At 68.5% G+C, this 18,125-nt stretch carries 20 protein-coding genes; 16 read left to right on the top strand and 4 right to left on the bottom strand.

What is annotated here, in order from left to right; all coding sequences use genetic code 11:
- Positions 1–574 precede the first annotated feature (574 nt).
- Positions 575–988, top strand: a complete 414-nt coding sequence (locus Aut01nite_RS11725; RefSeq protein WP_043533194.1) for a hypothetical protein — start codon at positions 575–577, stop codon at positions 986–988.
- Positions 989–1,288: 300 nt separating this feature from the next.
- Here the strand turns inward: Aut01nite_RS11725 and Aut01nite_RS11720 are convergent, their stop codons facing one another.
- From Aut01nite_RS11720 to Aut01nite_RS11710, 3 genes are all read right to left on the bottom strand, one after another.
- A complete protein-coding gene (locus tag Aut01nite_RS11720) occupies positions 1,289–2,302 on the bottom strand; it encodes a LacI family DNA-binding transcriptional regulator (protein ID WP_043533195.1) in 1,014 nt (337 codons plus the stop codon).
- Positions 2,303–2,307: 5 nt separating this feature from the next.
- On the bottom strand, positions 2,308–3,693 hold the full coding sequence (locus tag Aut01nite_RS11715; RefSeq protein WP_052164605.1) for a GH1 family beta-glucosidase: 1,386 nt from the start codon (positions 3,691–3,693) through the stop codon (positions 2,308–2,310).
- A gap of 87 nt (positions 3,694–3,780) precedes the next feature.
- On the bottom strand, positions 3,781–4,539 hold the full coding sequence (locus Aut01nite_RS11710; protein ID WP_043533196.1) for a maleylpyruvate isomerase family mycothiol-dependent enzyme: 759 nt from the start codon (positions 4,537–4,539) through the stop codon (positions 3,781–3,783).
- Between the two features lie 69 nt (positions 4,540–4,608).
- Here Aut01nite_RS11710 and Aut01nite_RS11705 point away from each other — a divergent pair, with 69 nt between their 5' ends.
- Positions 4,609–5,631 (top strand): UDP-N-acetylmuramate dehydrogenase, encoded by a 1,023-nt coding sequence (locus Aut01nite_RS11705; protein WP_268871750.1) that lies wholly within the window; start codon positions 4,609–4,611, stop codon positions 5,629–5,631.
- A 13-nt stretch (positions 5,632–5,644) separates the two neighbouring features.
- On the opposite strand, the gene Aut01nite_RS43380 is transcribed toward Aut01nite_RS11705, so the two are convergent.
- Complete coding sequence (locus Aut01nite_RS43380; RefSeq protein WP_043533198.1) at positions 5,645–6,262, bottom strand: CAP domain-containing protein; 618 nt, start codon at positions 6,260–6,262, stop codon at positions 5,645–5,647.
- 386 nt (positions 6,263–6,648) lie between these two features.
- Between Aut01nite_RS43380 and Aut01nite_RS11695 the strand changes: the two genes are divergently transcribed.
- From Aut01nite_RS11695 to Aut01nite_RS11630, 14 genes are all read left to right on the top strand, one after another.
- Complete coding sequence (locus tag Aut01nite_RS11695; protein ID WP_043533199.1) at positions 6,649–7,347, top strand: response regulator transcription factor; 699 nt, start codon at positions 6,649–6,651, stop codon at positions 7,345–7,347.
- 87 nt (positions 7,348–7,434) lie between these two features.
- Positions 7,435–9,816 carry a chemotaxis protein CheA gene (locus Aut01nite_RS11690; RefSeq protein WP_043533200.1) on the top strand — a complete coding sequence of 794 codons (2,382 nt, stop codon included), beginning with the start codon at positions 7,435–7,437 and terminating at the stop codon, positions 9,814–9,816.
- 1 nt (position 9,817) lies between these two features.
- On the top strand, positions 9,818–10,255 hold the full coding sequence (locus tag Aut01nite_RS11685; protein WP_043533201.1) for a chemotaxis protein CheW: 438 nt from the start codon (positions 9,818–9,820) through the stop codon (positions 10,253–10,255).
- Entirely contained in the window at positions 10,255–11,127 is an 873-nt protein-coding gene (locus tag Aut01nite_RS11680) for a hypothetical protein (RefSeq protein WP_043533203.1), read from the top strand. The genes Aut01nite_RS11685 and Aut01nite_RS11680 overlap by 1 nt, the downstream gene beginning before the upstream one ends.
- 13 nt (positions 11,128–11,140) lie before the next feature.
- Complete coding sequence (locus tag Aut01nite_RS11675; RefSeq protein ID WP_043533204.1) at positions 11,141–12,310, top strand: protein-glutamate methylesterase/protein-glutamine glutaminase; 1,170 nt, start codon at positions 11,141–11,143, stop codon at positions 12,308–12,310.
- A complete protein-coding gene (locus Aut01nite_RS11670) occupies positions 12,307–13,152 on the top strand; it encodes a CheR family methyltransferase (protein WP_043533205.1) in 846 nt (281 codons plus the stop codon). Before Aut01nite_RS11675 ends, Aut01nite_RS11670 begins: the two co-directional genes overlap by 4 nt.
- Positions 13,153–13,157: 5 nt before the next feature.
- A complete protein-coding gene (locus Aut01nite_RS11665) occupies positions 13,158–13,544 on the top strand; it encodes a response regulator (RefSeq protein WP_173476755.1) in 387 nt (128 codons plus the stop codon).
- On the top strand, positions 13,541–14,026 hold the full coding sequence (locus Aut01nite_RS11660) for a chemotaxis protein CheX (RefSeq protein ID WP_043533207.1): 486 nt from the start codon (positions 13,541–13,543) through the stop codon (positions 14,024–14,026). The genes Aut01nite_RS11665 and Aut01nite_RS11660 overlap by 4 nt, the downstream gene beginning before the upstream one ends.
- On the top strand, positions 14,023–14,385 hold the full coding sequence (locus tag Aut01nite_RS11655; protein WP_043533208.1) for a response regulator: 363 nt from the start codon (positions 14,023–14,025) through the stop codon (positions 14,383–14,385). Before Aut01nite_RS11660 ends, Aut01nite_RS11655 begins: the two co-directional genes overlap by 4 nt.
- Before the next feature lie 7 nt (positions 14,386–14,392).
- A complete protein-coding gene (locus Aut01nite_RS11650) occupies positions 14,393–14,881 on the top strand; it encodes a hypothetical protein (protein ID WP_043533209.1) in 489 nt (162 codons plus the stop codon).
- 141 nt (positions 14,882–15,022) lie between these two features.
- Positions 15,023–15,454 carry a flagellar hook assembly protein FlgD gene (locus Aut01nite_RS11645; RefSeq protein ID WP_043533210.1) on the top strand — a complete coding sequence of 144 codons (432 nt, stop codon included), beginning with the start codon at positions 15,023–15,025 and terminating at the stop codon, positions 15,452–15,454.
- A gap of 34 nt (positions 15,455–15,488) precedes the next feature.
- On the top strand, positions 15,489–16,826 hold the full coding sequence (locus Aut01nite_RS11640) for a flagellar hook protein FlgE (RefSeq protein ID WP_043533211.1): 1,338 nt from the start codon (positions 15,489–15,491) through the stop codon (positions 16,824–16,826).
- Positions 16,827–17,049: 223 nt separating this feature from the next.
- On the top strand, positions 17,050–17,334 hold the full coding sequence (locus tag Aut01nite_RS11635) for a flagellar FlbD family protein (protein WP_043533212.1): 285 nt from the start codon (positions 17,050–17,052) through the stop codon (positions 17,332–17,334).
- Positions 17,334–18,125 carry a motility protein A gene (locus tag Aut01nite_RS11630; protein ID WP_043533213.1) on the top strand — a complete coding sequence of 264 codons (792 nt, stop codon included), beginning with the start codon at positions 17,334–17,336 and terminating at the stop codon, positions 18,123–18,125. Before Aut01nite_RS11635 ends, Aut01nite_RS11630 begins: the two co-directional genes overlap by 1 nt.

Raw genomic sequence — 18,125 nt, 5'->3', positions numbered from 1 at the left:
AAAACCCGCCCACCCGCGACGGAGACACCCCTTACGCGCGAGATCCAGTGAGTTTCGGGCGAACCGATTCACCACAACCTCGCAAGATCGACAGCCGGCGGGCAAGCAATCGGCCAGCAGGGTCCCCGCTGTCTCCCGCTGCTTGAGACAGCGGTGCCGGCCGGCCGGGGTTTTCCGGCTCGTCGTCGCTGCTGTCTCGCCGGCTCCGAGACAGCCATCCGTGTCCTTGCGACGCCCATGCCGCGCGTGAAAGTCAGCCGCTGGGCACGGTTGACATAACATTTTTGATCAAGGGTCGAGCTGCGGTGATGGCCACTTTCGAGTCAGCATTGAGAGCCAGCCGGAACTAGCCCGGTGTCCGGCTTGCCCGCCGGCCGGCAGGCAGCCCCGCACTTGCTAGCCCGGCAGTGAACAAGGCCTGTAGGGGATGAGCCCGGCTGTGGATGAGTCCGGCGGTGGCTAGCCCGGCGGTGGGATCTGAACCGGCTGCCGTGGAGAGGGCCGGCGACGGGAGCGGTGATCTGACAGGGCGGGATGGCAGTGCTCTTGCGGTGGGCTGGATAGGTTTGCCGCTATGAATGGTGCGTACGGGGAGTTCGGGTTCCGCACGCTGTTTCATGGCAGCGCCTCGGGTGAGAGCCCGCCCGCCGCCGGGTTCTATCCCGTCAGGGATCAGGAGGATCTGGTCCGGAGGTGGGAGAGCCTCACCGGCGGCCAGTTCCCGGCGCCGGAACTGCCGCGGATCGATCTCGGCTATGAGGCGGTGCTTCTGCTGGCGCTCGCCGCGCGTTCCCAGAGCGGGAACTCGATCACCATCGACAGGTTGTCCAGAGAGGACGGTCTGTTGGTGGTCGACGCCACCGAGGTGCGGAACGAAGGAGTCGGCGCAAGTGTCGTGCTGTTCCCGGCGCATCTGGTGGCGGTCGGTGCGCCGAATGTTCCGGCCGGTGACGTTCTACTCAGGACTCGTCTCGTCGTCTCCAGGTGACGGCTGTTCCGCGTCGGAAGAGCCGCACCCAGGGTCGGCGGAGGCCCTGTCCAGCGAACCCGCTGTTCGGCGGCGGGAGAGCCGCAACCCTGGGTGGGCGGAGACGCTGTCCGGCGAACCCGCTGTTCGGCGGGGGGAGAGCCGCACCCGGGGTTGGCGGAGGTCCTGCCCGGTAGGCGAACACACTGTGCGGTCGGGAGTGCCATGCGAAGGCTCGCGACCAGCCATGGCTCGTACCGCAAAGGGGGTGGCCGAGCCGCTGGAGCAGGGCGTGCGGGACCGCCGTAAGGCCGGAAGTGATCAGGCGGAGTCGCGAATGATCAGTTCTGTCGGCAGGATGATGGCGGATTCGACGTCCGGATCGCCGGAGATCAGCCGGAGCATCTGGCGGGCCATCGTCCGGCCCGCCTCGCTGATCGGCTGGCGGACCGTCGTCAGGGGTGGCTCGCTGTACCGGCTGATGTCGAAGTCGTCGAAGCCGATCACCGCCACGTCGTCCGGGACCCGCCGGCCGGCCTCCCGCAACGTCTGCAACGCACCGTGCGCCATCAGGTCGGAGGCGGCGAAGACCGCGTCCAGTTCCGGATCCTGGTCCAGCAGGGCGCGCATCGCGGTGACGCCGGAGTCGCGGGTGAAGTCGCCGGTGGCGACGAGTTCGGGCAGGTGGTGGGCGGCGAGGGTGTCGCGGTATCCGGTGAGGCGTTCCAGGCCGGCCACCATGTCCCGAGGGCCGGCGATCGTGGCGATCCGGCGGCGACCGGAAGTGATCAGGTGACGGATGGCCGCGGCGACTCCGCCGGCGTGGTCGACGTCGACGTAGGGGACGGGCGGGTCGTCGCTCATCGGGCGGCCGCTGCAGATCACCGGGATGCCGCGCCGGGCGAGCAGGCCGGGCAGCGGGTCGGCGCCGTGGATGGAGGCGAACATGACGCCGTCGACGTGACCGGCGACGGCGTACCGCTCGACCCGGTGATAGCCGGCGGCGGATCCGGCCATCATCAGGACGAGTTGTTTGTCGGCGGCTTCGAGTTCGGAGCCGACGCCGCGGATGATCGCGGGGAAGAACAGGTCGTCGGAGAAGACCCGGTTCGCGGTTTCCGGCAGGATCAGCGCGATCGAGTCGGTCTGCCGGGTGACCAGGCTCCGGGCCGCCTGGTTCGGCACATAGCCGAGTTCCTCGACGGCCCGGTTGACTGCTTCGCGGATGGTGGCCGCGACCGTGGTGGAGCCGTTGACGACGCGGGACACCGTCGCCCGGGAGACCCCGGCCCGCCGAGCGACAGCTTCCAGAGTCGGCCGTTCCCGCGTCGTCAAAGCATCTACTCCAACCCGTTGCGGCGGATCACCTCGCGGTACCACTTCGCGCTGTCCTTGAGGACGCGCTGCTGCGTGGTGTAGTCGACGTGCACCATACCGAAGCGCTTCGCGTAGCCCTCGGCCCATTCAAAGTTGTCCATCAGTGACCAGGCGAAGTATCCCCGCAGATCCACGCCGGCGGCCAGGGCGTCGTGGCAGGCGCGCAGGTGGCCGTCGATGTACTCGATGCGCGGCAGGTCGTGGACGCCCTCGGGGTAGGCGGCGCCGTTCTCGGTGATCATCAGCGCGGTGCCGGGGTAGTCCCGGTGGATGCGGGTGAGCAGCCGGGTCAGCGCGGCCGGTTCGATCGGCCAGCCCATGTCGGTGACCGGGGCGGGGAGCTTGCGGAAGGCGATGCCGTCGCTGCCGGGGTAGTCGAGCGCGCCGCCGTGTCCGGGGACCGCCTCGACGTACGACGGGGTGTAGTAGTTGATGCCGAGCACATCGAGCGGCTGGTGGATGATCGCCGTGTCGCCGTCCCTGATGAAGGACGGGTCGGTGACGCGGGCGATGTGCTCCAGCACGTCGGTGGCGTATTCACCCTTGAGCAGCGGGTCGAAGAAGATCCGGTTGGCGACGCCGTCGATCAGCCGGGCGGCGGCCACGTCGTCCGGGTTCGCCGGGTCGAGCGGGGAGACCTCGCACGGGTTCAGCGTGATGCTGATGCTGCGGGCGCCGGCCGAGCGCAGAGTCCGGGCGGCGAGGCCGTGTGCCAGGTTGAGGTGGTGCGCGGCGATCAGTGCGGAGGCCGGGTCCTGCCGGCCGGGCGCGTGGATGCCGGAGCCGTACCCGAGGTAGGCGGAGCACCACGGCTCGTTCAGCGTGGTCCAGGTGCCGACCCGGTCACCGAGCCGGCCGAAGACGACCGCGGCGTAGTCGGCGAAGGCTTCGGCGGTCTCCCGGTTGGTCCAGCCGCCACGGTCCTCGAGGGTCTGCGGCAGGTCCCAGTGGTAGAGGGTGACGACCGGGTCGATGCCCTTGCCGAGCAGTTCGTCGGTGAGCCGGTCGTAGAAGTCGAGGCCCTTCGGGTTGACCGGACCGGTGCCGTCGGGGCGGACCCGCGGCCAGGCGATCGAGAAGCGGTACGACGCCAGGCCGAGGTCGGCCATCAGGGCGACGTCGTCGGCGTACCGGTGGTAGTGGTCGCACGCGATGTCCCCGGTGTGCCCGGCGAAGACCTTTCCCGGCGTACGGCTGAAGGTGTCCCAGATGGACGGGCCTCGGCCGTCCTCCCGCGCGGCGCCCTCGATTTGATACGAGGCCGTTGCCGCCCCCCAGACGAAGCCGTCGGGGAAGGTGATCCCCGCGGGGGCCGGCTGCGCCGACGTGGACGTGACGGTTGCCGTCATGTCTTCTCCGCTTCTGATGATCCGCTGAACTTAACCGGTTCATCTTACGGCTTGGCAGCCTCGTGACAACGAGATGGCGGATTAACTTCAGCCGGTCCGTAGTGCCTGGAAGAGCCGGGGATCACCACTCAGAGCCAGTTGGTCCGGCCTTTTGCGCCCCATCAGAGCCAATTGCAGATCGCTGGAGCTGCCGGTGGCCTTCGCCCGGGCGTGATGATCGTCGCTGTCCAGGATCGTTCCGGTGTCCAGCAGCGCGATCCCGGCGCCGCGCAGGCGGACGAACCACTCCTGTCCGGCGTCCGCCGAGATCAGGTGGACCACGCCGTGCAGGTCGGTCGGACCCTGCCGCTTGCCGGCCGGCAGCCAGGTGTCCAGAATCTCGCTGACCCCATCGGTGGCCAGTTTCGTCTCGATCGGGGTGGCCCGCCCGGCCGCCGACTCGGCATCCCACCGGTGCACCGAGAGCTCATGGGCCATCCGGCGGTGCCAGAAGTTCGCCCGTTTCGGCTGGGGCGCCCAGTTCCACGCGGGGAAGTCGGCGTCCAGCGCTTCCAGGGTCTCGATCGTCCCGGTGATCTCGCGCCGCAGGTGGTCGAGCGCCTCGGGCCAGTCCTCGTCGAGTGGGAGATCGGCGCCGGCGGGCCGCTCGGTGACCCCGCGGGCGACCGTGGCCCGCACCCAGTGCAGCACCGTGGTGACGTGATGGGCCAGATCGGCCACGGTCCAGTCCTGGCAGGACGGGACGGCCGTTTCGGGCCCCGTCTCGGCGACGGCGTCATAGAGCGCCGGACCGTCGGCGCGCAGCGCCGCCAGCCAGAAATCCTTCGTCGCGTGCAACCTGTTCATCGCAGTCGTCTCCCCGCTCGGCCGGACCGCCGGTGAAACCCCCTGAAGTGTCAGCTTAGGGTGAGCGTCGTGAGTGACACTTCCCTGGCGGCTTACACGACGCTACGCCTTGGCGGGCCGGCCGGCACGGTGACCACGGCGGTCCATACGGACGAGGCGGTCGCGGCGGTGCGTTCGGCGACCTCCGCGGGGCGCCCGCTGCTGATCCTGGCCGGTGGCAGCAACGTGGTGATCGGTGACGACGGGTTCGACGGCGAGGTGCTGCTGCTGCGCACCCGCGGGATCGAGGCGGTCGCCGAGGACGCCTCCGGCGTGCTGGTCCGGGTGGCGGCGGGGGAGCCGTGGGACGACTTCGTCGCGCACACCGTCGCCAACGGCTGGTCCGGGGTCGAGTGCCTGTCCGGCATCCCGGGCGCGGCCGGGGCCACCCCCATCCAGAACGTGGGGGCGTACGGCCAGGAGGTCGCGCACACCATCGAGGCGGTGCACGCCTACGACCGGCAGACCGACGCGAGCCTGGTGATGACCCCCGCGCAGTGCGGTTTCGGGTACCGCTCCAGCGTCTTCAAGCACAACGACCGCTATCTGGTCACCGCTGTCGACTTCCGGTTGGCCCGGTCCGGGGAGTCGGCCCCGATCCGGTACGCCGAGCTGGCCCGCTCGCTGGGTGGCGAGGCCGGGGACCGGGTGCCGCTGCGCCAGGCCCGGGACACCGTGCTCAAGCTGCGTGCGGGCAAGGGCATGGTGCTCGACCCGGAGGACCGGGACACCTGGTCGGTTGGTTCGTTCTTCACCAATCCGGTGGTGCCCGCGGACTTCTTCGCGACGCTGGGCGAGATGCCGCACTGGCCGGCCGCGGACGGCACGGTGAAGATCCCGGCGGCCTGGCTGATCGAGAACGCGGGCTTCCCCAAGGGATTCGCCGGCGCCGGGGTGGCGATCTCCGGCAAACACACCCTGGCCCTGACCAACCGGGGCACCGGCACCACCGCGGCTCTGCTCGACCTGGCCCGGACCATCCGCGACGGCGTCCACGCCCGTTTCGCCGTCGAGCTGCACCCCGAGCCGGTCCTGATCAACTGCGCGATCTGAGCGGTTGTCCCGCTCAGTTCCAGCCGAAGACCTGTGTGTAGTACGGGGTGCCGTCGGCGGCGAAGGCCACGCCGGCCCCCATCGACCTCGTCCTGCAGTTGAGGATGTTCTTGCGGTGCCCCGGGCTGGCCATCCAGGCCCGTACCACCTCGGGCGCGCTGCGGTATCCCCAGGCGATGTTCTCCCCGGCCGGCTGCCGGTAACCGGCGTCCCGGCTGCGTTCCACGAACGTCGAGCCGTCCCGCCACACGTGACTGAACAGCCTGGTCCGGGCCATGTAGGCACTCTGTCGCTGCGACGCGGTGACCAGGTGCCCGTCGATGCTCAGGGCGGGACAGCCGCGCTCCAGTCGCGCACTGTTGGTGAGCCGGACGACCTGGGCCATCGTGGTGCGGGCCCGCAGTTGCGCGGGGGCGGCGGGCGGGGTCTGCGGCGGCGTGACGGGTGGTGCGGTGCTTGCGGCGGGCGCACTGCTTGCCGTGGTACGGGGCGTCGGCGCCGGTTCGGCAGTGGCCGGGCTGGGGGTGACGACCGGTGGCGGGGTGGTCAGGGGCCGGGGCGAGACGGCCGGTCCGTGCGCGGACAGGACGAACAGCGCGGGTGCGGCGACTCGTACCACCAGGTCGAACACAGGGCCTCCCGATAGCGGAAACGGGGCGCGGATCGCCCCGTCACGGCTATCGCACCCCGAAGCTCGCGGCGTGTCACATCTTTCGCGGAACGGACGATAAGCCGTACGGGAAATGTCAGGCTGTAGGGATATCTCGATCGAGCCGATGAGCGGCTCGCCGGGAGGCCGCTGGGCCGGATCCTCGCGGACCGGCTCGGACCACCCCGACCGGCGCTAGACTGTCACTGTCCGTAAATAGGCGGTCACATCACGCTATGGTGTGTTTGCGCTTGAGGACTTTTTCTCCCGCTCGCGGTTGCGCGGGCGGTGCCAGGTTCGTGTGCCGCGGACGGTTCGTGCCCCGGGATCGGGGTGCGGGCGCGGGTGGGGAGCAGGGTGAGCAAACGATGAGTCGCCTTCTCGTGGTCGAGGACGACCCGGACATCGCACTCGCTCTCCGGTTGCTGTTCAGCCGGGCCGGCTATGAGGTGGCGCATGCCGCCGACGGCCGGTCCGGGCTGAAGGAGGCGTACGCGGAGCATCCGGATCTGGTGGTGCTCGACGTCGGTCTGCCGGAGATGGACGGCTGGCAGGTGCTGGAGCGGCTGCGCGACGTCTCGGACGTCCCGGTGCTGGTCCTCACCGCGCACGGCCAGGAGGCGGAGAAGGTGCGCGGCCTGCGCGGCGGCGCCGACGACTACCTGACCAAGCCGTTCGCCAACAACGAGCTGCTAGCCCGGGTCGAGGCGCTGCTGCGGCGCTCCTCCTCGGGGCAGAACAGCTGGGCCAGCCAGGTCTACGACGACGGCCTCGTGCACCTCGACCCGACCAAGCGCCGGGTCTACGTCAAGGGTGACGAGAAGCGCCTCACCCCTACCGAGTTCCGCCTGCTCAACGCGCTGGTGCGCCATGCCGGCGCGGTGCTCTCGCCGAACCAGCTGCTGACCCAGGCCTGGGACGACCCGACCGGCATCGGCCAGGAGCGGGTCAAGTTCGCGGTGCTGCGGCTGCGGCGCAAGCTCGGCTGGTCCGACCCGGACGACTCACCGATCGAGTCGGTGCGCGGGTTCGGCTATCGCTACCGCCGCCCGGGCGGCGAGTCCTGATTTAACGGGCGTACCGGGCGAGTCTTCTCAGTTGACGTCCCCGTGGGTCGATGAGGGCAGTGAAGCCGAGCAGGAGGTAGGTAAGTCGTGGAAGACCTTGGCGAGATCGTCGGCGAATTCCTCATGGAGAGCCACGAGAACCTGGACCAGATCGACCAGGATCTCGTCAGCCTCGAGCAGGAACCGGACTCGCGTGACCTGATCTCCCGCATCTTCCGGGCGATCCACACGATCAAGGGCACCAGTGGGTTCCTGGCGTTCTCCCGTCTGGAGAAGCTGGCGCACGCCGGTGAGTCGCTGCTCTCGCGCCTCCGCGACGGCGTGCAGCCGGTCACTCCGGAGACCATCACCGTCCTGCTGCTCTGCATCGACGGCGTCCGCTCGCTGCTCTCCTCGATCGAGGAGACCCAGAGCGAGGGCGATGTCGACATCGACAACATGATCGTCAAGATCAATGCGCAGATGAACGCGCCGACTGATCCCGCCGCTGCTGCCGCTCCGGCCGCTGCTGCCGCTCCGGCTGCTGCCGTCGAGGCGCCGGCCGCCGAGGATGAGGCCGAGGTACCCGAGAGCGTCGAGCAGGAGGCCGCTGCCGCCCGCCCCGCGCCCGAACCGGTCGCCGAACAGCGCCAGCCGCTCGGGCAGATCCTGGTCGACGCCGGCGCGGCCCAGCCGACCGACGTGAGCTCGGCCCTGCAGCAGCAGATCGAGGGCGACGAGCGCAAGCTCGGCACGATCCTGCTCGAAGAGGGCAAGACGCAGCCGGCCGCGGTCAACGAGGCGCTGCAGCAGCAGGCCCCGAAGCGGAGCATCGCCGACAGTGCCATCCGTGTCGACGTGGATCTGCTCGACACCCTCCTGAACATGGTGGGTGAGCTGGTGCTGGCCCGGAATCAGCTGGTCCGTGGAGTGATGGAGACCGGCGACTCCGGTCTGGTCCGCAGCGCCCAGCGGCTCGGCATGATCACCAGTGAGCTGCAAGAGGGCATCATGAAGACGCGGATGCAGCCCATCGAGCACATCTGGTCCAAGCTGCCCCGAGTCATCCGGGACCTGAGCAACTCGCTCGGCAAACAGGTCCAGCTGGTCATGCAGGGCAAGGAGACCGAGCTCGACCGCAGCCTCCTGGAGGCGGTCAAGGACCCGCTGACCCACCTGGTGCGTAACGCGGTGGACCACGGCATCGAGGACCCGGAACGGCGGATCGCCGCGGGCAAGGGCCCGGAGGGCACGCTCACGCTCCGCGCCTATCACGAGGGTGGGCACGTGGCGGTCGAGGTCGCCGACGACGGCGCCGGGCTGAACGTCGAGCGGATCGCGCAGAAGGCCGTCGAGAAAGGTCTGCTCCGGCCGGAGCAGATCCCGAACATGGACAAGCGCGACATCATGGCGATGGTCTTCCAGCCCGGCTTCTCCACCGCTGCGAAGGTCACCAACGTCTCCGGCCGCGGCGTCGGCATGGACGTCGTCAAGACCAACATCGAGAACATCGGCGGCGCGGTAAGCGTCGACTCGACGCCCGGCGAGGGCACCGTCTGGCGGCTCACCATCCCGCTGACGCTGGCCATCATCCAGGCGCTCACCGTCGACTGCGCTGACCAGCGGTACGTGGTGCCGCAGGTCGCAGTGCTCGAACTGGTCTTCATCGACGGCAACACGACGAAGGTCGAGTACGCCTCGGGCGCGCCCGTCTACCGGCTGCGCGGCAAGCTGCTCCCGCTCGTACGCCTCGATCGTGCCCTCGGTCTGGAAGTCGGCGGTGACCAGGGCGTCTACATCATGGTGCTCCAGGCCGACGGCAGACGGTTCGGTCTGGTCGTCGACCGCGTGCTGAACACCGAAGAAGTCGTGGTCAAGGCCCTCAACACCCGGTTCAAGGACATCGGCCTGTACGCCGGGGCCACCATCCTCGGCGACGGCAAGGTCGGCCTGATCCTGGACGTCTCCTCGCTGGCCCGCCGCTCGCACCTGGCCGTCGACTCGGAGCGGGAGACCGTCGCCGACAAGCGCGGCACCGCCGCCGGTGGCACCGAGCGCCTGCTGGTCACCGCGGTCGGCGAGCGCCGGGTGGCGATCCCGCTGGACACCGTCACACGCCTGGAGGAGTTCCCGCGTGACCGGATCGAGCACGCCGGCTCCCGCGAGGTGGTCCAGTACCGGGGCCAGATCCTTCCGCTGGTGCGCCTGTCGCACCTGCTCGGGGCGTACGGCGAGGAGCTCGAGGGCGACACCGTGTCGGTGGTCGTCTACAGCGAGGGCGGTAAGAGCGTGGCGCTGGTCGTGGACCGGATCGTCGACATCGCCGAGAACTCGACCACCGCCCGCCGCGACGCGGAGGAGGACGGCCTGGTCGGCACCGCGGTGATCCAGCAGCGGGTGACCGAACTGCTGGACGTGCGCCGGGCCATCCTCGCCGCCGATCCGAACTTCTACAGCGACTCCATGGACGACATGATGGTGGAGGTCTGACATGGCCAGTCGTCAGTTCGCCACCTTCGAGGTGGACGGGCAGCTGTTCGGCGTCGAGGTGCACACGGTGCAGGAGGTGCTCTCGTACAACGAGTACACCCCGGTGCCGCTCGCCCCGCCGGCCGTCGGCGGCCTGTTCAACCTGCGGGGCCAGGTGATCGCCGCGGTGGACCTCCGGGTCCAGCTCGGCCTGGCCCGGCAGGCCCTCCAGGGCCCGGTCATGAACGTCATCCTGCGTGGTGACGGAGAGCCGGTGTCCCTGCTCGTCGACAAGATCGGCGAGGTGGTCGATCTCGACGACGACACGTTCGAGCCGCCGCCGGACACGCTGAGCGGGCCCACCCGGGAACTGGTGGTGGGCACGTTCAAGCTGGACGGGCGGTTGATGCTGGCTCTCGACGTCAATCAAGCCGTCGACACTTACCGCGCCACCAACTGATGTACAGCCTGGTCAGCGCCCCCGTTCTGGGCTTCGACCTGACCCGCCTGGAAGGCGGGCCGGCCGCGGCCGAGGTACTGCTGCGCGCCTTGCGGCTGAAGAGCGGGGACCTGCCGGTGCTCGCCGAACGGCTGCCGGACGAGAACGTCCGGGGCCCGCTCTGGGTGGAGGTGGAGAGCGCCGCCCGCCGGATGCCGTCCCTCAAGGGCATGTCGAAGGACGATCCGGCCGGCAACCTCGCGCTCGTCGAGCGCGCGCCGATCGGATCGGTGGACTCACTGCTGACCTGCCTGCGCTACGACGTGATGTCGTGGACCTGGGAGGGCACCGGCCGACAGGCCCGGCAGAGCGACGAGGCCGCCGCCGCGACGGCGCTGCTCTGCGACGCCGCGGTCGCCAGTTACCTCCGGGAGGTGCTCGACGACGACGTCCGGCGCCGTCTCGGCGCCGGATGGGTGTCGGCGGTGCGGAAATTGCCGGCCGGCGCCCCGATCGACATGGGCCCGCACCACTACACGGTGTCGGCGCTGTTCGACCGGCTCCGCACGCTGCGGCCCGAGGACCGGCTACGGGTCTCGACCGCCGCCGACGACGCCCGGCGCAACACGGCCGGCTGGTCGCCCGCCGTGCACTCGGCGTCCTGGGCGGCGTACCTCTCGGACCGGGTCCGCACCGCCGCGGCAGCGCAGATGCTGCTGGTACAGGCGGTGGACACGGCCGGGATTCCGCTGGCCGACCGGGCCGGCGGGGTCTGGAACATGCTCAGCGGCGCCGTTCAGGCGCTCGTGGTCCGCGATCTGCTGGACACCGCAACGGCGCACCGGCTGCTCGCGCCGGTCGTCGCCGCGCTCGGTCCGGCCTGGCTCGGTTGAAGGGAGTGGTCGAATGATCTCGGTTCTCGTCGTCGACGATTCCGTGGTGGTCCGTCGGCTGATCGTCGACGCTCTCGGGGAGGCGCCGGGCATTCAGGTGGTCGGCACCGCAGCCAACGGTCTGCTCGCCCAGGCGAAGATCGATCAGCTCAAGCCCGACGTGATCACGATGGACATCGAGATGCCGCAGATGGACGGGATCGAGGCGGTGCGGGAGCTACGCAAGCGGCACAACACCCCGGTGATCATGTTCAGCACGCTCTCCGCGGCCGGCGCCACCGCCACCCTGGAGGCGCTGTCCGCGGGCGCCACCGACTACGTGACCAAGCCGAGCAACGTCGGCTCGGTGCAGGAGTCGATGATGGCGGTGCGGGAGCAGCTCGTACCCAAGATCCAGGCCCTCGGTGGCCGCCGCCGCCCGCCCGCCGCCCCACCCGGTCGCCCGCCCGCTCCCGCCGCGGGTCTGCGTCCCGGCGCCGCGCCACTGCGTCCGGTGGGACCGCCCGGAGCGCCCGGAGCCCTGGGGCGCCCGCCCGCCGGTGGCCCCGCTCCCACCCGTCCCGCCGTCAGGCGCAGCCCCGGCGGGAAGATCGACATCCTGGCGATCGGCTCGTCCACGGGTGGCCCCGACGCGCTGACGAAGGTGCTGCTCGGGTTGCCCGCCGACCTCCCCGTCCCGATCGTGATCACGCAGCACATGCCGCCGGTGTTCACCAAGATGTTCGCCGAGCGTCTGGACCGCAGCACCGCGCTGAAGGTGGTGGAGGCCGGTGAGGGCATGGAGCTCGCGCCCGGCACGGTCTACATCGCCCCGGGCGACCGGCACCTGGTCTTCCAGCGGCGCGGGACGGCGACGATCACGCAGCTCAACAGCGGGCCGCAGGAGAACTCGTGCCGCCCGGCCGTGGATGTGATGTTCCGGTCGGTGGCGGCTCTGTACGGCGGGTCGTGCTTCGCGACCATTCTCACCGGAATGGGACAAGACGGACGGAGTGGTGCCAAGGTGCTACGAGACGCGGGGGCTGAGGTGCTGGCCCAGGACGAGGCGACCTCGGTGGTCTGGGGCATGCCCGGAGCTGTGGTCAGCGCCGGCCTGGCCGACGAGGTGCTCCCGCTGGACCGGATCGCGGGAACCCTGCTCAACCGCGTCCGGGCGGGCCGGTCACCGGCGGTGGCCCGATGACCCTGTCCGCGGCGGAGTTCACCTTCGTCTCCAACCTGGTACGCCGGGAGGCGTCCATCGTCCTCGCACCGGGCAAGGAGTACCTGGTCGAGGCCCGGCTGATCCCGGTCGCCCGGGCGGTCGGCGCGGCGAACGTCAACGAGTTCATCGGCGACCTGCAGAAGCGTCCCAACCCGCAGCACCAGCGGAAGATCATCGACGCGCTGACCACCAACGAGACGTCCTTCTTCCGGGACCGGGAGCCGTTCTCCGCGCTCACCGACGTGGTGCTGCCCGAGCTGATCAAGTCCCGGGCGAGCGTACGCAAGCTGCGCTTCTGGTCGGCGGCCAGCTCCAGCGGGCAGGAGGCGTACAGCCTGGCCATCACGCTTCAGGAGAATCTGCCGGCCGGTTGGTCGTACGAGATCGTCGGCACCGACATCTCCACCGCGATGGTCGAGCGGGCACAGAAGGCCGAGTACAGCCAGGTCGAGGTCAACCGCGGCCTGGCCGCCACCCAGCTCGTGCAGTACTTCCAGCGGGCCGGCGCGCACTGGCAGGTGGTCCCGGCGCTGCGCAAGAACGTCTCGTTCAAGCACATGAGCCTGACTGCCCCGTTCCCGCCGATGCAGCCGTTCGACGTGATCTTCCTGCGTAACGTCCTCATCTACTTCGACGTGGCCACCAAGCGGCAGGTCCTGCAGAACGCCGCCAAGATCCTGCGCCCGGACGGCCTGCTCTTCCTCGGTGCGGCCGAGACCACGATCGGTATCGACGACAACTACGAGCGGGTGGCCGCCGGCCGCACCTCCGCCTACCGGACTCGCACTGCGGCGCCCGCCGGCGCCGCGAGAAGGGGATGACGCCGATGCGCGCCATGGTGATCGACGACTCGCGCGCGATGCGCATGATCCTCAAGCGCATCGTCACGAAGCTCAACTTCGAGGCGGTGGAGGCCGGGGACGGCAAGGAGGCGATGGACCTTCTCGCCGACATGACCGAGGTGCCGGAACTGGCCCTCATCGACTGGAACATGCCCAACATGAACGGGCTCGAGTTCGTCACGAAGGTGCGGGCGGATCCCCGCCTGCGGGAGATGACCCTCGTGATGGTCACCACCGAGAGCGAACAGAGCCAGATCGTACGGGCGCTCGCCGCGGGCGCTCACGAATACGTCATCAAGCCCTTCACCGAGGGCGCCATGATCGAAAAGCTGGCCCTGCTGGGCCTAGTCCCGACCGGAGCGAACTCATGAGTGTCGAAGTCGAGGTCGACGAGAGCGACCTCGCCGAGATGGTGGAACAGGTATGGGAGTCCTACCTGGATCCCGAGGGGGTCAGTCCACTGATTCCCACGTACGACGAGAACCAGCCTTCCGAGGTGCACTCCTCGGTTTCGATCACCGGGTCCTGGAACGGGCATGTCGTGTACGCGTCCTCCCGCGCCGCCGCTCAGCGCGCCGCGGCCGCCTTCCTCGCCATGGAGCTTGAGGAAGTCAGTGAGGAGGACATGGCCGACACGCTCGGCGAACTCGCGAACATCGTCGGGGGCAACGTCAAGGCGATGTTGCCGCCGGGGGCGCAGTTGTCGCTCCCGCAAGTGAATCTCGCGCCGGAGGCTTCGGCGCGGTTCCCGAACGCCCAGCGGATCAGCGGGGTCTACGGGATGTGGGAAGGCGAACCGGTGTCCATATCGATGTGGCAGAGCAGCACCGACAACAAGGAGGAGGGTGCATGAAGATCCTCATCGCCGATGACAGCCGAGTGATGCGGCAGATCGTCGTCCGGACTTTGCGGCAGGCGGGTTTCGGAGATCACGACCTGATCGAGGCGGCGGACGGCAAGGAGGCACTGGACAAGGCCACCGCCGAGAAGCCCGATCTGGTCATCTCCGACTGGAACATGCCGCATCTGACCGGTATCGAGGTGCTGCGGCAGCTCCGGGCGGCCGGCAACAACGTCAAGTTCGGCTTCGTGACCTCGGAGTGCACTCCGGAGATGAAGACGGCCGCCGAAGCGTCCGGATCCGCGTTCTTCATCGTCAAACCCTTCACCGCTGAGCGATTCGATGAAGTGTTCGCTCCTATTTTGGGATGATTAAGACATGTCAGACGTCTCGGTTCTTCCCGGCTCTCTAGCCGTACGCAACCTGTTCGAGGACCTTCTGGGTCGAGAGGTGACCGTCAGCCCTGGCGATCCGATCGCGGCGCCGGCGGTTCCGACCTCCACCGTCGCGATCTTCACCGACTCCGGTCAGAAGATCTACGCGGTGATGGGCATGGAGCTCAGTTTGGCCGCCAACGCGGGCGCCGCGCTCGGCCTGCTGCCGGCCGGCGCCGCCGAGGACAGCATCGACGAGAAGCAGCTCTTCCCGAACCTGGCGGAGAACGTCTTCGAGCTGTGCAACGTCTTCACCAGCCTCCTCAACAAGGAGGGGGCGCCGCACGTGAAGCTCTACCAGGTGATCTACCCGAACCAGGAGCTCCCGGCGGACGCCCGCGCGGTCCTGCTCGCGCTGGGCCGGCGCCTCGACCTGATGGTCGAGGTAAACCGGTACGGCAAGGGCAAGCTCAGCCTGTCCCTCGCACCGTGACACCGTGACCCTTTAGGCGTACAGAATTGAAGATCTTCGAGTTGCGGGCCCGCCGGAAGGTGGGCCCGCAAATTCGTTCCTAAGCAAAACGGGGGACGGGCCGAAGCTTAGGTTGAGCCTGATACGGGACAGGAGAAGTCGATGACCTCACCGATGTCCGGACCAACCGGCGCCGACCCTGCCAAGGCAGTGGCGGCGGCGAAGGCCGCCGAGGCCAAGAGCAAGTCGCTGGGCGACAAGGACACCTTCATGAAGCTCCTCGTCGCGCAGCTGAAGTACCAGGACCCCACCAAGCCCGCCGACTCGACCGCGTTCCTGGCGCAGACCGCCCAGTTCACGCAGGTGGAGAAGCTGGAAGACATGATCGGCATGCTGCAGTCGCAGCGGATGATCGGCGCCAGCTCTCTGGTCGGGAAGACTGTCACGTACATGGATGAGACCGGTGCCACGCAGACCGGCGTGATCAGTGCGGCGAAGCTCAATGGAGACAGCGAACCGACGCTCAGGGTCGGGAACACGGATGTGCAGCTGTCCAAGGTCACGGAAGTCGCCAACGATTCCAAGACCGCCTGAAATCCGTCTCCCTAGTTTTTAAGGAAACACCCCTATGCTGCGTTCTCTTTACTCCGGTATCAGTGGGCTCAACGCCCATCAAAAGATGATCGACGTCACCGGTAACAACATCGCGAACGTCAACACCACGGGTTTCAAGAGTTCCCAGGTGCAGTTCAACGACACCCTCAGCCAGATGATGGGCGCCGGTGGCTCGCCCCAGGACGGCCAGGCCGGCACCAACCCGGCCCAGGTCGGTCTCGGGGTCCGGGTCGCCGGCATCACGTCCAACTTCAGCCAGGGTTCGGCGCAGACCACCGGCAAGTCCGGCGACATGATGATCCAGGGTGACGGGTTCTTCATCACCCGCAGCGGCAACGAGCAGCTCTACACCCGGGCCGGCTCGTTCTTCTTCGACGCCAACGGGGTGCTCGCCACCGCGACCGGTGAGCCGGTGCAGGGCTGGACCGCGGACGCCGCCGGCAATGTCAACTCCGGCGTGCAGCCGGGCGACATCAAGATGCCCCTCGGCGCGACCATGCCGCCCAAGGCGACCTCGGAGATCACCCTCAAGGGCAACCTGACCAGCGATTATCCGCCGGACCCGTTGGCCACCCAGGACGTGGTGACGATCCCGGTCAAAATCTACGACGACAAGGGCGCCACTCGTACGGTCACCGCGGTCTACACCCGCCCGATCGACCCGACCAGGGCGACGCAACCGCCGTCGACCACCTGGACGATCAACCTCTACGAGAAGTACGACCCGGAGTACCCGGACGACGCGGCCAAAACCGTCCCGGTTGCCGGCACCACGGCGGACATGACGCTCAACATGGGCGGCGGTAAGCCGGTGATCAGTCTTGACGATCCCACCCCCGGCGGTGCGCTGGACTCCGAGGGCAACATGGTCTTCAAGGCGGCAGCCGCCGACGGCAGCGATCCCGGCATCAAGGTCAACATGAAGGACCTGACGATGTACTCGGGTCTCACCGACGCCCGCGTCTTCAACGTCGACGGCCAGACGGCCGGCGCGCTCACGTCGCTGTCGTACACCGTGTCGGACTCCGGCGAGATCGTCGGTGTCTACAGCAACGGGATGAAGCAGACGCTGGGCCAGGTCGCCATGGCGACCTTCAAGAACGTGGCCGGCCTGGAGAAGGTCGGGAACTCGCAGTACCGCACCACGGTCAACTCCGGGTACGCCCAGGTCGGCGAACCCGGCAGTGCCGGCATGGGTCAGGTCATCTCCGGCGCGCTGGAGATGTCGAACGTCGACCTGGCCCAGGAGTTCACCAACCTGGTCGTCGCCCAGCGCGGCTTCCAGGCGAACTCCAAGATCATCACCACCTCCGACGAGATCCTGCAGGAGCTCGTCAACCTGAAGCGGTAGTACCCCCAGCGTCAAATCTCGGCCGGCGGCCGGGGCGGGCCTTGTGCCCACCCCGGCCGCCGTCGTGTGAGAGGTGGGAGAGGTGTGCGCGGAAAGCGCCGCAGCTCGCACCCGGATAGCGACCGGTTGGATCTCATCGGCAACCGAGATCAGGCCGAAGTGATAGGCGAAGGGCCACGGAGGGCCCGACACCAGCCCAGGACGACCCAAGGACGGAACAGTCTTGATCCTCGTAACTCGTATCAATGGTGCCGTGTTCGCACTGAACCCGGACCTGGTCGAGCGTGTGGACTGCACGCCTGACACGGTCGTCACCCTGGTGGACGGCACCAAGTACGTCATCGCCGAGTCGGTACCCGAATTCATCGACTCGGTGCGCCACTACCGCGCCTCGCTCATCGCCCAAGCGAGCCGGATGGAGACCCAGCCCGTGGACTCCGCCGCACAGCCCTCTTCCTCTGACGACCTCGACGCCAAGGTGCTCCCGCTGCACCGGAAGGACCGCTGATGGACCTCGCTAGCATCATTGGTGTAGCCCTCGGGCTGACCATCGTCTTCCTCGTCCAGATCGTCGAGGGCGGTAGCCCGGCCTCCATCATGCTGTGGCCGTCGATGCTCCTGGTCTTCGGTGGCGGTTTCGCCGCCGCCATGGCCGGCGGCGTCATGAAGGACACCAAGGCCTTCGGCGCGCAGCTCAAGAAGGGCTTCACCAACAAGGTCACCCCGGCCGCCGAGCTGCTGGACAGCGTCGTGAAGCTGGCCGAGCGGGCCCGCCGCGAGGGTCTGCTGGCTCTCGAGGACGCGGTCAAGACGGTCGAGCACCCCTTCCTCAAGCGGGGTCTGCAGCTGGCCATCGACGGCACCGACCCGGACGAGCTGCACGACATCCTGCACGCCGAGGTCGCCGCGAAGAAGAAGGCCGACAAGGCCGGCGTCAAGTTCTTCGAGTCCTGGGGTGGTTACGCCCCGACGATCGGCATCATCGGCACGGTCATGGGTCTGGTGCTCGTCATGGAGAACCTGGACAAGCCCGAGACGCTCGGCCACTCGATCGCCGCGGCGTTCTGCGCGACCCTCTGGGGCGTTCTCAGCGCCAACATGATCCTCCTGCCGATGGGTGCCCGTCTGGCCCGGCTGAGCCAGATCGAGGCCGAGGAGATGGAACTGGTGATCGACGGTGTCCTGGCCATCCAGGCCGGCTCGAACCCGCGTCTGGTCGCCCAGAAGCTGCGCAGCCTGCTCCCGCCCGACGAGATGAAGAAGGCCGAAGCTTCGGCCTCGAGCAAGAAGGCGGCCTGA

Source organism: Actinoplanes utahensis, assembly GCF_016862455.1.
In the GTDB taxonomy this organism is placed as follows: Bacteria; Actinomycetota; Actinomycetes; order Mycobacteriales; family Micromonosporaceae; genus Actinoplanes; species Actinoplanes utahensis.
This window is presented reverse-complemented; position numbering and strand designations above follow the sequence as displayed.